The sequence below is a fragment of the Flaviflexus huanghaiensis genome (assembly GCF_014118685.1).
Taxonomy (GTDB): Bacteria; Actinomycetota; Actinomycetes; order Actinomycetales; family Actinomycetaceae; genus Flaviflexus; species Flaviflexus huanghaiensis.
In genome coordinates this window covers 23,089-35,047 of sequence record NZ_JACFAK010000015.1, presented here as the reverse complement: position 1 = coordinate 35,047, position 11,959 = coordinate 23,089, and the positions used below count along the sequence as shown (strand labels likewise).

The 11,959-nt window shown below is 60.6% G+C and carries 11 protein-coding genes; 7 read left to right on the top strand and 4 right to left on the bottom strand.

From position 1 onward, the window contains the following. Positions 1 to 23: 23 nt before the first annotated feature. The 3 genes from H7E91_RS10180 (at position 24) to H7E91_RS10175 (ending at position 2,804) form a co-directional block, all read left to right on the top strand. Positions 24 to 1,613, top strand: a complete 1,590-nt coding sequence (locus H7E91_RS10180; protein ID WP_182354991.1) for a hypothetical protein — start codon at positions 24 to 26, stop codon at positions 1,611 to 1,613. Between the two features lie 258 nt (positions 1,614 to 1,871). Then, complete coding sequence (locus tag H7E91_RS11850; RefSeq protein WP_241698538.1) at positions 1,872 to 2,171, top strand: winged helix-turn-helix domain-containing protein; 300 nt, start codon at positions 1,872 to 1,874, stop codon at positions 2,169 to 2,171. A 6-nt stretch (positions 2,172 to 2,177) separates the two neighbouring features. Continuing rightward, entirely contained in the window at positions 2,178 to 2,804 is a 627-nt protein-coding gene (locus tag H7E91_RS10175) for a restriction endonuclease (protein ID WP_241698537.1), read from the top strand. Positions 2,805 to 3,012: 208 nt separating this feature from the next. On the opposite strand, the gene H7E91_RS10170 is transcribed toward H7E91_RS10175, so the two are convergent. Further along, a complete protein-coding gene (locus tag H7E91_RS10170) occupies positions 3,013 to 5,040 on the bottom strand; it encodes a M3 family metallopeptidase (RefSeq protein ID WP_182354990.1) in 2,028 nt (675 codons plus the stop codon). Positions 5,041 to 5,580: 540 nt separating this feature from the next. Between H7E91_RS10170 and H7E91_RS10165 the strand changes: the two genes are divergently transcribed. The 3 genes from H7E91_RS10165 (at position 5,581) to H7E91_RS10155 (ending at position 7,197) form a co-directional block, all read left to right on the top strand. Beyond that, positions 5,581 to 6,060 carry a hypothetical protein gene (locus H7E91_RS10165; RefSeq protein ID WP_182354989.1) on the top strand — a complete coding sequence of 160 codons (480 nt, stop codon included), beginning with the start codon at positions 5,581 to 5,583 and terminating at the stop codon, positions 6,058 to 6,060. A gap of 133 nt (positions 6,061 to 6,193) precedes the next feature. After that, positions 6,194 to 6,742 carry a hypothetical protein gene (locus tag H7E91_RS10160; protein ID WP_182354988.1) on the top strand — a complete coding sequence of 183 codons (549 nt, stop codon included), beginning with the start codon at positions 6,194 to 6,196 and terminating at the stop codon, positions 6,740 to 6,742. After that, complete coding sequence (locus H7E91_RS10155) at positions 6,742 to 7,197, top strand: DUF421 domain-containing protein (RefSeq protein WP_182354987.1); 456 nt, start codon at positions 6,742 to 6,744, stop codon at positions 7,195 to 7,197. Before H7E91_RS10160 ends, H7E91_RS10155 begins: the two co-directional genes overlap by 1 nt. Before the next feature lie 137 nt (positions 7,198 to 7,334). On the opposite strand, the gene H7E91_RS11580 is transcribed toward H7E91_RS10155, so the two are convergent. Together H7E91_RS11580 and H7E91_RS12170 are read right to left on the bottom strand one after the other, a co-directional pair. Continuing rightward, positions 7,335 to 8,894, bottom strand: a complete 1,560-nt coding sequence (locus H7E91_RS11580; RefSeq protein ID WP_206680416.1) for an FAD-dependent oxidoreductase — start codon at positions 8,892 to 8,894, stop codon at positions 7,335 to 7,337. After that, positions 8,891 to 10,069, bottom strand: a complete 1,179-nt coding sequence (locus tag H7E91_RS12170; protein WP_182354986.1) for an alcohol dehydrogenase catalytic domain-containing protein — start codon at positions 10,067 to 10,069, stop codon at positions 8,891 to 8,893. The genes H7E91_RS11580 and H7E91_RS12170 overlap by 4 nt, the downstream gene beginning before the upstream one ends. A 337-nt stretch (positions 10,070 to 10,406) precedes the next feature. Here H7E91_RS12170 and H7E91_RS10140 point away from each other — a divergent pair, with 337 nt between their 5' ends. After that, positions 10,407 to 11,240 carry a Cof-type HAD-IIB family hydrolase gene (locus H7E91_RS10140; protein WP_206680415.1) on the top strand — a complete coding sequence of 278 codons (834 nt, stop codon included), beginning with the start codon at positions 10,407 to 10,409 and terminating at the stop codon, positions 11,238 to 11,240. A gap of 253 nt (positions 11,241 to 11,493) precedes the next feature. Here H7E91_RS10140 and H7E91_RS10135 read toward each other — a convergent pair whose 3' ends face one another. After that, positions 11,494 to 11,856, bottom strand: a complete 363-nt coding sequence (locus tag H7E91_RS10135) for a hypothetical protein (protein WP_182354985.1) — start codon at positions 11,854 to 11,856, stop codon at positions 11,494 to 11,496. Positions 11,857 to 11,959: the final 103 nt, after the last annotated feature.

Below are 11,959 nucleotides of genomic sequence, written 5' to 3'. Positions count from 1 at the left end.
GTAGGGAAGTCTTAGGAGGATAAATGCTCGATGAAGTCCTTGCGCGTTTAGGACCCGATGCGACGGGGTACTTGCTCAATTGTTCTGCGAGCGAGTTGGAACAAGGAAAGCCGCACACGCTGACTCCGCAGCAACGCGGCGCCTTGGAGTTTCTGCATGCTCTCGAAGACGTGTTTGCTCCTAGCCCGTTCGGTGAGGGGGCAGTCGACTCTAGGTGGACTGCCAATCTTGCTTCTCCCGGATGTCAAGGGATCGACTCCCTAGCGAACGAAGTGAGACTGCACTGCGGTGGTGAATTACCCAAGGCGCCGGCCACATTTTCCGAATTGGAGAGAACATTGGCGGATCTTGCACTGCGCGTGTACCCGGCTTTACTTGTGAAGGGCAAGGGGACGGAGCGAGAGTCGCGCCCCAGTTTTTCTGTCCATAACCACGATCTCAGTGGACCTTTTCAGAGAATGGTAATTACTGACACTGTGCTCAGCGAAGCCTTTGTTCACTCCGGGGAGGACGGAAGCGACCAAAAATGTCTGGTGACCCCTTCTCTGGGGGGACGACGACAGCTCATGGGCTTTGCAGACACTCTCATTTGGGCAGGCTGGAAGATGGCGAAGGCGCACGATAAAGCCCCGGATGCTGGACAGCTTGCTAAAGCTGCCGTTTCGTCCCTAAGAGTTGTACGCGAGGCCATATCCGGTAAAGATGTCCAGATCCCCGTCCGAATTGGTGTTGCGGGAGTCTTACTGCCTGCCGGCACGGCAAGTCTCGAATTTCCGTGGGGGAAGGTTCGCCGCGTAGACGAGACGGATCAGATCTTCATTGGGACCACGCCACTGAAGGGGTCTCTTGCACGGGGCAACGAAGACAGCGAAGACCTCGCGATCGCTTATAGCGGCGACCTCGTCCTCGAGACGACATGCTCCTACACGGTCAAGGTTGTGGATTCGGAACAAATGCAGGGGATCGAGTTCAAGAGTGGCCCGCAACAAGAGATTCAGCGCAAGTTCGAGAGTATCGCACTCGGAATTCTCCTAACTTCGCCCGAGGCTCGCCCAGTTGTCGTTCGCGCATGGCAGTCAGTACTTGATCCCTTGATTGACGGTATTCCAATCAGTTGGTCAGAGGTTGATCGTAATTGGCAAATTTCACCACGTCGACTAACCGAAGAGGAAGTGTTCAGCTGGCAGCTCTGGTCGGCTCGCGTCCAAGAATTCCGCATTCCGGAGATTGGCATTGCGATCCGACGTGCGCTCGCCGCCACCGCCTATCGCGAAGCGCCGGAAGACGCGCTTATTGATGCCGTAACTGGATGGGAGAACCTCGTGGGCACTCGAGCTAACACTGTTTCATCTGTTACCGGAGCGCTCGCCAGGCTGCTGACCGAGCAAGACGGCGATGTCGCAATGGCGAAGCGAAAGTTAGCCAACGTCTATGACGCGCGCAGCCGCTTGGTGCACGGAGATCCGAAGACCGAAGATAGCGTGGTCCGAGAAAATTCGATCGACGCAGTGATGACCTTGCTTCGCGCGTTACGGAAAATCTTTGACACGGACCGGCACCTTTTGGACTACTCGAAGAGCTCGGAACGTGCCCGGATATTGTTGGACGAGTAGAAATGGGACGCAGTTGATGACGTGCGCGGTGATCGCTTCACCATTCAGTCGCATGGTGCTTTAAGGTTCGAAAAACGGGCGTTTGCCTGAACTTCGTCGTGGTAGTCCGGGGTTCTTGGATCCCCGGCGCCGATCATTCCAGAGGGACGCCAATCAATATCACTCCGGGGTCGGGAGATCTGTGGGTCTTGCCGACCAGCGCTTCGAAAGAGTTGCTTGGCAGAATCGTCATGACACGGAAGGGCAAGGGAGCCGAGGATGACCGCTCGTAACCGCCCGACAATCGCCAGTTACGTCCGGCGGCGCTTCGCGTACTCAACGATGGGCGGAATCGCGCTATCCGTAGAGTGCGAACTGGTCGCGAACAACATGCTGCTACCGGAGGAAGTGAGAGCGGAGAAGATCGCGTCGGGCGAGCATCGCTATATGAATCGGATCAACTGGGCGTGCTCGGCTCTCGCTACGGCGAGGCTACTGGATCGGCCCAGTCGGGGTCATTATCGAATCACTGAGGATGGGCGGACTGTTGATCGGCGCAACCTGGCGTCGTACTCCTAGAAAGACATGCTCGAGTGGCCAGTTTGGATTGCCTACCAGGAAGAGATTGCTGCCAGAAAGCATGACCGCGCTTCAGAGGACGGCGCTCCTGCCGAGGAGGAGACTGATCCCGTCGAGGTCATGGCCTCGGCTGAGAGCACCTTCAACGCCCAAACGGAGACTGCTCTGCGTAGACGGTTGCAGGAAGCCTCCCCGGAGTTCTTCGAGAAGGCAGTTATCGACGTGCTCTGGGCCATGCGTTACGGCGGCACCCACGGAGAGAAGCAGCACGTAGGGCGCTCAGGTGACGGCGGAATCGACGGTATTATCCGCCAGGACGCACTCGGGCTGACCAACGTTTATATGCAGGCCAAGCGCTACGCCGATCATAACAAGGTAGGTGATCCCGAGATCCGCAACTTCATTGGCGCCTTGGACTCACGCGGTGCGAACCTGGGCGTATTTATCACCACCTCGAGCTTTCAGCCCTCCGCGGTTCGCACGGCAGCGGGATATCGTCACGGCAAGATCGTGCTTATCGACGGCGTCAAACTCACGACGTTGATGCTGGCGTACGGGGTCGCTGTTCACAAGACACACGAGTTCATTCTCTACGAGATCGACGATGATTTCTTCGACGAGGAGCACGCGTAGACCGGACAGATCCCCGACCCGCGGTCGGCCCCGAAAGAAGTGCTGTTGTTCACTGGGTGGCTTCGCCTGTCGATGACGCGGAGGGAGCGCTGGGTTCCAGCACACAGCGTGTCAGCCGCACTGATTCTTCGGCAGGGTCGAGGCAAGTCTTACGTGCGAAGAGCGCCACTCGCTGAATGTGAACGGCGCTCTTCCACATAACGTCGGTCTAGAGGCCTCTTCGTTCGAGCAGGGCCTCGGCACGCGGCTGCCTGCCGCGAACAGCCGTGAACGACTCCATCGGATCCCTCGACGAACCGCGCGAAAGGAGCTCCCTGCGCAGAGTCTCGCCAGCCTCGTGGTTGAGCCCGCCATCGCCCTTCTGGGCACCCTCTGATGCGAACCACTGCTCGATGTCGGCGACCAGTACTTCGGCCCACATGTAGGAGTAATAGCCGGCGTCATATCCGCCACCGAAGGTGTGCTTGAAGTAGGCGGTTCGGTATCGCGGCGGTACGAGCTCGTGGTAGACGCCAAGATCTTTCAGCGCCTTCTCTTCGAACTCCTCAATCGAGGTAGGGTCGGGCACTTCATGGGCACCGATCTGGTGCCAAGCCTGATCGAGAAGTGCCGAGGCGACGAACTCGGTTGTGGCGAAGCCCTGGCCGAATGTCTTCGACGCTGACAGCTTCGCGGCCAGGTCTCCAGGCAGACGTTCGCCGGTTTCGTGATGTACGGCGTACTGAGCGAGAACCTCCGGGTGATACGCCCACATCTCGTTGAGTTGGCTCGGTAGCTCGACGAAGTCGCGGGGGACCGCAGTGCCCGAGGTTGACACGTAATAGGTGTCGGATAGAAGCCCATGGAGTGCATGCCCGAACTCGTGGAACACGGTCTCAACCTGGTCCCACGTGAGAAGAAGCTCCTGTCCCGCCGGCGGTTCCTCGAAGTTCGCGTTGTTCATGATGACTGGCTTGGTGCCAGCACGACGCGACTGGTCAACAAGGGAGTGCATCCACGCACCACCGGACTTGCCCTTCCGAGCGTAGAAGTCAGCCTGGAACAAACCGATCGCTTCGCCCGACTCGTCGAAAACCTCCCACGTTTGGACTGTGTCGACGTAGCCGCGAATGTCTGGACGCGGAGCGAAGGTGATGCCGAAGAGCTTCTCGGCCGCGTAGAAGATTCCCTTCTCGACAACATTGCTGAGCGCAAGATACGGCTTGAGGGCGGCATCGTCGACAGCAACCTGGCCGCGAAGCTTCTCCTGGTAAAACGTCCAATCGCCCGCCTGAAGGTCGTTGCCCTGCTCGTCGTCGTCGACGAGCGTCATCAGCTCCGAGCGCTCGCGGTCGACTGCGTGGACAGCGCGGCGCGCGACTGACGTGAGCAGGTCGATGATGTTCTGAGAATCTGCCGCCATTCCCTTCATCGCTACGACCTGGGCGTGATGAGGCTGGCCGAGAAGGGCTGCTCGCTCTGCTCGTAGTTTCGCAATGTCGACAACCAGCTGCCTCGTGTCGGACGAGTCGTGGTCACCGAGCCCGCGGCTCAACGACGCGTCGAGGAGCGCTCGTCGCGTTGCAGGATTCGTGAGTTCCATCTGGAGTGGCTGGTTCGTGAAGTTGAGGAGCGGCAGGCGGAACCTGCCATCCTCCTGCTTGTATCCCTCGATCTGCTCATCGCTCAGTCCCGCCAACTCTTCGCGCGACTCCACAATCAGCGCATTGTCGTCCATGGCCTTTGTGGCGCGCTGGCTGAAGAGGATCTCGAGTCGCGACAGCTCCGAGTCGATCTCTTTGAGCTTTGTCTGCTCGTCCTCGGGGAGATCGATGCCCTTGAGTCGGAACTTCTTGAGCGTGTCCTCGACGAAGTATCGGGTTTCCTCATCGGCGTCGCCGAGATCGATCGAGTTGAAGCGCTCGAACATCCGGCGGTCGAGCCAAAACGCATTCGTGTGCTCGGAGAGCTCCGGGCCGAGCGTCGCTTGGATCTCCTCGAGCTCGGGACCGCCAATCGACGAAAAGAGCGTGAAGGCGGGGGCGAGCGCACGGTTGATGACGTCATTCGACTTATCGAAAGCCACCACGGTGTTCTCGACGGTCGCGGGCTCAGGGTTGGTCGCGATCCCCTTCCACTGCGCCCGCTGGTCGTCCATGGCCTCGCGGGCAGCTGGAAGAATGTGCTCAGGCTTAATCGCAGCCCAGTCGGGCACGCTGTACGGCAGGGCAGAGGGAGTCAGAAGAGGGTTCGTCATGTTTCGATGCTAAGACAGACCCTCGGAGAAGTCGCAACCACGTGGATGTTATCCAGGCTGTACACTCGCGGGCCACCTTCGATCGGGCTGCGGACTTCCCGTCGACGTCCACGGGCTCCTCGCCGATTTCTGGGCGGGTTCCAGTGACGGGTATGTCGGGCCTGGTGGCGGGAAAGAGGGGCTGCGTCGGGCATACGATGCGGGTGAATCCGACGGACGATCCAAACGTGTTCGACCCTGCGACAAGCCAAAAGAAGACGCGATGACGGTCGACAGATAATTTTGTCCGACCCTTCTGCTGTACTTGTGTCTATGACCTAGTCGTGGACCGCCGGTTCACGCAACGCTTTTCAGTGGCGGCTCCTCGGAGCCGCCACTGTCGTCGACAGCCCTTGCTGTCATCGTCGCCGGTTCGGTCCGGTGAGCCTCGCAATCTCCGACAGCAGGGTGGCAGCTCAATCGAGCTGCCACCCTGCACCTATCAGCACACCGCTCAGCCCGGGTATCAACCCGGGCTTTCACCTACTCAAGGAAGATGTCATGTTTGAGGACGACCGCGCCGATGAGCGCGACATGCAGGACCATGATGAGTGCCAGCCGGAGGTTGGCGAGAACGCAGAGGGCGAACGTCAGCCGGCAGTTCAGCTTCCTCGCGAGATTGCCTACGACAGCGGTATCGACCACTGCTGTCGCCAGGGCGGTGCCCACAGCACGAGTATCGAGCAGATCCAGAAGGCGCTCGCCGGGGAGTGGGAGACCGTCATCTTCGCCCGGTGGGAATGGGAGCACATCGAGTTCGCCGACGGCACAGGCTTCCGTCGGCTCTGGAGTCACAGCCCCGGCATGCTTCAGGGCTTATTCCAGGGGGCGACCATGGGTCACGATGTTCAGTGGTCTGCCGAATACGAGCTGCTGAAGCTGGAGATCGGGGATCTCGCCTACTTCGTCGGGCTCAGTGAGGGCCCTATCACCCCTTGCGAACGGCCTGCCGAGCCCTCCGAGTCGGCCGGAGCCGCCTAACATCTCGAGTCGCGCTTTCCTGTCTGAGGACTAGGCTGTCTCTCACCCCAATCGGGGTACATCTCCTTCGCATCGGTTCAGATGGCCGATCTCAGCCGTCTGCACCGATGCGGTGATGTGAAGGACGGGGATCATGAAACCGATTGCGCGAGACCGGCCCCCTCAGCCGCCTGCCTCGATGTTCGATGACGTCGCCCACGACAGCGACCATCCGTGGCGCAGGTGGGCTCGTATCGGCGTCCTGTCGGGTTTTATCCTCATCGTGCTCGCTGGACTTGTCGGCCTGTTCGACCTCGGCGGCAGCAGGCAGGCCGAGCTGGGGGACGCGCGGGTGGATGTCGACTACCCTGTGACGACCCGTGCGGGAATGGACCTCAGGGTCCAGGTCGCGATCGCGAGTGATGAGCCACTGCCCGACACGATCCGGATGGAGGTCGATCGCGAGTATCTCGCGATGTTCGAGGATCTGCTCTTCGTTCCGGAGGCCCTCGGTCAGTCGGCGCTGGACAGCGAGATCATGCGCCTCGAGTACGAGGTGCCGGATGGGGTAACGGAGGTCATCCTGACGATTGAGGGCCGTGCCGGCGATCAGTGGGAGCCGAGAACCGGGGGGACGCTCCGCCTTTATGCATCCGATGGATCCGAGACAGACATTGATCTTTCGACCTGGAGGCTACCCTGATGGATATCGTCGTGCGCGCGGGAATCGCGTTCATTCTTCTCTGGCTGTTAACGAAGGCAACTGGGCGGGCCACTCTCGGTGAGCTGAGCTCCTTCGACCTCCTCATCTTCGTCACGATGGGCGACCTCATTCAGCAGGGGATCACGGGAGAGGACCGCACCCTCACGGGCGGTCTCATGGCCGTGGCGACCTTTGCGATCCTTGCAGTCCTCTTCAACTTCGTCGTCACGAGGTGGCCGAAGGCCAGCCGCGCCATCGAAGGGCCGCCGATCATTCTTGTCGCCGATGGAAAGGCCCGCACGAACGCGATGAGGCATCAGCGCGTCTCCGTCACCGAGATCCTCAGCGCCGCCCGGCAGTCCGGCTTCGAACGGCTCGAGGACATCCGCCTCGCCGTGCTCGAGCAGGACGGCAAGATCTCCTTCTTCGCCAGGGAATCCTCGAAGGGCTCCTGAAGCGGCCCGCCTCCGAACGAGCATTCGCACGATGATGTCGTCCGTTTCCGAATCCGCGGCCGCTGAAGGCGATCGAGCGACGCCGCATGACATTGTCCTGTCCCGCATGCGGGACAGGACAATGTCATGAGCGGTCCTTAGAGCCTTTCGAGGTCCGTCGTTGCAGGCCCCTCGATCAGGGTGCCGTCAGCTTCGAAGCGCGAGCCGTGCAGCGGGCAGTCCCACGACTTCTCAGCATCGTTCCATGCGAGGATGCCCTTCATGTGCGGGCACACGAGGCTGACACGGCAGGGGCGCCCGTCGACGATTGACTCACCGACAGGTGTCGTTCCGACGTGACCGGTTTTTGCGGACGCAGCATCGGCGTCGACCTTCGTCGAGTCGATCGAGGCGCTACCGTCGGCGGCGACTTCGGCGGTGGAGGGATGAGCGGCGGAGCCTTCCGGCTCGTCCCGCAAATCCGTCCCGACAGCCTTGAGAGCAGCCTTCGCTTGCGTCTTTGGCATGTCGGACAGGGTCGAGATTGCACCCTTGACGGTACCGAAGGCACTGGGTGATCCGAAGGTGTGCGGGTCCGGCCTACCGAGAACAATGTCGGTGACCTGGTGGGCGGCGGCTGGCGCACCGGTAAGTCCCCACTTGCTGTAGCCACCCGCGAAATGGATACGGCCCTCTCCCCAGGGGAGCGTTTTCACCATCGGGACCATCGTGGCGGGGTGGTAGTCCTGCGCAGACCACGCATGAGTCAATCGCGCCCCGGGGAAGTGTTTCTGCGTCCACTCTGTAATCTCGTCAGTCTGCGCTTGCGTACTGTCCGCCATACCGGTGCGGTGACCATTGCCACCGACAAGGAGGTACCGGGTGCCAGCCACCTCCGCGGTGCGCAACGACCGTGTGGGGGATTCGACGGAAATGAGCATTCCCTCGGGAACCGCCCCGTCGTATTCGAAGGAGCACAGATACGAGCGTTGCGGAGAGAGCTCGACCGTTGTCTTGCCCTTATCGAGGATTGGCGTCGCAGTTGCCAGGACAACGTCATCGCCGGTGACGATCCCCTCGGGCGTCTCGACGTCGATGCGACGATCCGTCGTGTCGTAGTCCAGGCTCACAACCCGGCATGTGTAGACGATCGTTCCGCCAGCCGCGGTGAGCTCCTGCGAAAGGGCGGCGAGAACGTCGAGAGGGTTCACCTGAAGCTGGCCCGGTAGCTCGACGGCGCGGTGCACGGCGAAGGGGGCTGTCATTGTGTCGTGGAGGATCGTTGGCAGGCCGAGCTCTCGGGCGATCTCGTGCTCTGCCAAGACGTCTTTCACGCCCTTCTCAGTCCGCGCAAACGTCCACGCGCTCGGCCGTTGAACGGGGACGCAGGTTTGCTCGCAGAACTGGACGAGCCAATCGAAGCCCTTCTTGCTACCTGCCAGATAATCGGCCGCGAGCTCCTTGTTGACTGTCTTGGCGATCTGCGAGAGCCGATTGCTCTGGAGGAGAGTGGCTTTCGCTGTCGTGGCGCCGCTCGCCCCTGCCCCAACATCTCGAGATTCAATGACGAGGGTCTTCTGGCCCTCGCGGGCGAGTAGCAGTGCGGTCGTGAGGCCAGTGAATCCCGCGCCGACAATGACCGTGTCGTAGTGCGCGGCGGGAGTGAGCCGCGCGGTCGGGTAGCTTCGCTCCTTCGCTCTCCACAGTGACGTACTCATGATCGCGGATCCAGGACGACCTTGATGCAGCCGTCTTCTTTCTTCTGGAACTTCTCGTACATGGTTGGTGCCTCCTCAAGCGAAACTCGGTGGGTGACAAAATCTTCTGTGCCGAGCGGATCGGCGGGATCTTCGACAAGGGGGAGGACGTCATCAATCCATGAGTGAACGTTGGCCTGGCCCATGCGCAACTGAATCTGCTTGTCGAACATCGTGAGCATCGGTAAGGGATCCATCTCGCCGCCGTAGACGCCGCTGAGGGAAACAGTTCCGCCGCGGCGGACAAGATCGATGGCACCGTGAAGGGCAGCGAGCCGATCGACGCCTGCCTTCTCCATCATCTTGCGCCCAACGGCATCGGGTAGCGCCCCGACGGCTTGATGGGCGGCCCACCCGATTGGTGACCCGTGGGCCTCCATTCCGACAGCGTCGACAACAGCATCCGGGCCGCGACCACTCGTCATGTCACGGATCTCGTCGTTGACGCTCGGCGAATAGTCGAATGTCGTGATGCCGTGGCGTTCGGCCATCGTCCTGCGCTCGGGTACCGGATCGATTGCGAACACTGTTGCCCCGAGATGCGTGCCAATCCTCGCAACCATCTGGCCGATAGGGCCAAGCCCGTAGACCGCGAGAGTATCGCCCTCTTCCACCCCCGAATATGCCACTCCCTGCCATGCGGTCGGAATGACGTCACTGAGGAAGAGATACCGATGGTCGTCCAGCTCCTCGCCGATCTTGATGGCACCGAAGTCCGCATGCGGAACGCGGAGGTACTCGGCCTGGCCTCCTGGGACAGAGCCATACAGCTTGGAATATCCGAACAGGGCGGCACCCGAGCCGTACTCGCGCACCTGGGTTGTCTCACACTGGGTTGTCAGGCCCCTCCTACACATCCAGCACGTTCCGCAGGAAATGGGGAAAGGGACGACAATGCGCTGACCTACAGTGAGGTTCGAGTCCGGCCCCGCCTCGATAACCCGGCCCATCGGTTCGTGGCCGATGATGTCGCCCTTCTCCATGAATGGTCCGAGTACCTCATAGAGGTGGAGGTCGGAGCCGCAGATCGCGGTTGACGTCACTTCGATAATCGCGTCGGTCGGCTCTTGAAGTATCGGGTCGGGGACGGTCTCGACGCTCACATGTCTCTTGCCCTGCCAGGTTAGAGCTTTCACTGCATCTCCTTGAGTGTGGGAGGGGTTGACTTTTATCTTCACGCTGGCTCATGTGACGCACAACTCAAGGGCGGCAAGGGCAGTTGGCGGAAACGCGAGAAGGGGAGGCTCCGCGACTGCTGGACAGCAGAGTAGCTACCGCACGTTACCCGCATGACGACGCGGTTCTACCGCCAAAGACGAGGAGAGCTTCTCGTGACGCGCATGGGCGTAGGTTGTGGCACGACATTCAGCGTGGATACAGGGGGAATGGAGGGTGCGTCCCGAGAGGAACGGCCGTGTCCAGACTCGTCGGGGATAATGGAAGGCAGTGCAACGAAACAGGAGTGAAGTGGACGTGAAGGCAGAGCAGTGGTCGACGATCGAGTCGGGCGAGCACGATGTCAGGCTTGTCGTATGCGACATGGACGGGACGCTACTCGATGATGACGGGGCGGTGCCGGAGACCTTCTGGCCACTCGTTGACACGATGAACGAACGCGGGATCGTCTTTGCGCCCGCGAGTGGCCGCCAGTATGCAACGCTCGCGCAGATGTTCGAGGACCACGACTCGGTCCGCACATTTATCGCCGACAACGGAACGAGAGTCGTACAGGACGAGGAGGTTGTTTCCCTCACGCCTCTTGACCGGGACTCGGCCGTGCGTGTCATCGACGGAGTCCGGGCTGCCACCCACCGCGACCTCGGGCTTGTCGCCGGCGGAGCCAAGCGTGCCTACGTTGAGCGGCAGGACGATCGCTTCGTCGAGCAGGCCTCCAGATACAACATCGACCTCGAGATCGTCGATGACCTCAAGTCAGTTGATGATCATTTCATTAAGATGGCGACCTTCGATTTCCGGGGAGTTGACGACATTGTCGACGATGTGTTCCCGGGCGACTGGGACGGCAACCAGGTTGTCATCTCCGCAACGCATTGGATCGACATCATGTCGGACCGGGCGAATAAGGGCACCGCGGTTGTCGACCTGCAGAAGCATCTCGGTGTCACACGAACCCAGACGGTCGTGTTCGGTGACTTCCTCAATGACCTGGAGATGATCCGGGAGGCCGAGCTGTCCTTCGCCATGGAAAACGCGCACGAAGGAATCATCGACGCGGCCCATTACCTTGCCCCGAGCAACAACGATGACGGCGTCGTCACCGTTCTCAAGCACATGCTCAACCTCTGAGGAATAGCGCCACCAATCGAACAACACAGCGCCCGACCGATGGTCGGGCGCTGTCTATGCAGCAAGCACGGTTCGTGATGACTGACGCACGGCGAGGGATCCATCCGGCCGCCTGGCGAACCTCGACGCTCAAGAGCGCGATCGGGTGCGATGAACGTATCCGAGCCGGCGATGCACGTATGCGGAAGCAGACTCGACCGCGTCTGTAATGCTGGCGTTGCTACCTAGGTGGAACGGTCGCCTGGTGGTGTCGCTAGGCTGGCTCGTCCGGAGGCCTCATGCGATTGGACCGGCTCTTCGCCTGGAACCTGCATCCGACGTGCCATCGCATGACCTGGGCGAGGAGCCAGCCTGTGTCGCTGTAGTCGCCGACGAATTTGCCCGACACTCTCTCGGCCCAAGCACCCTCCGCACCTTCGTAGACGGTGTACATCCAGGCCGTCTCGTCGTGGCTGAAAACAAAGGCTGATGATGCGGACTCGGTGGTGTAGATGAGGGAGAACTCCATCCCCCGTTCATCCGCCTCCCGCCACAGCTCCGGGAACCGGAACCAGTATTTTTCTATCGACGTCGGGAAAGCGAGGAATTCACCATCGAAACCAAGAAATGTGTCCATTGACCTCCTCAAAAGGTCCCTCCATTGTAGTGAGGACCCCTGGCAGAAAAGGTTGGCGATGTGCCTACCAGCGGCGTTGCATCGCTGACACCGAGAATTCCGA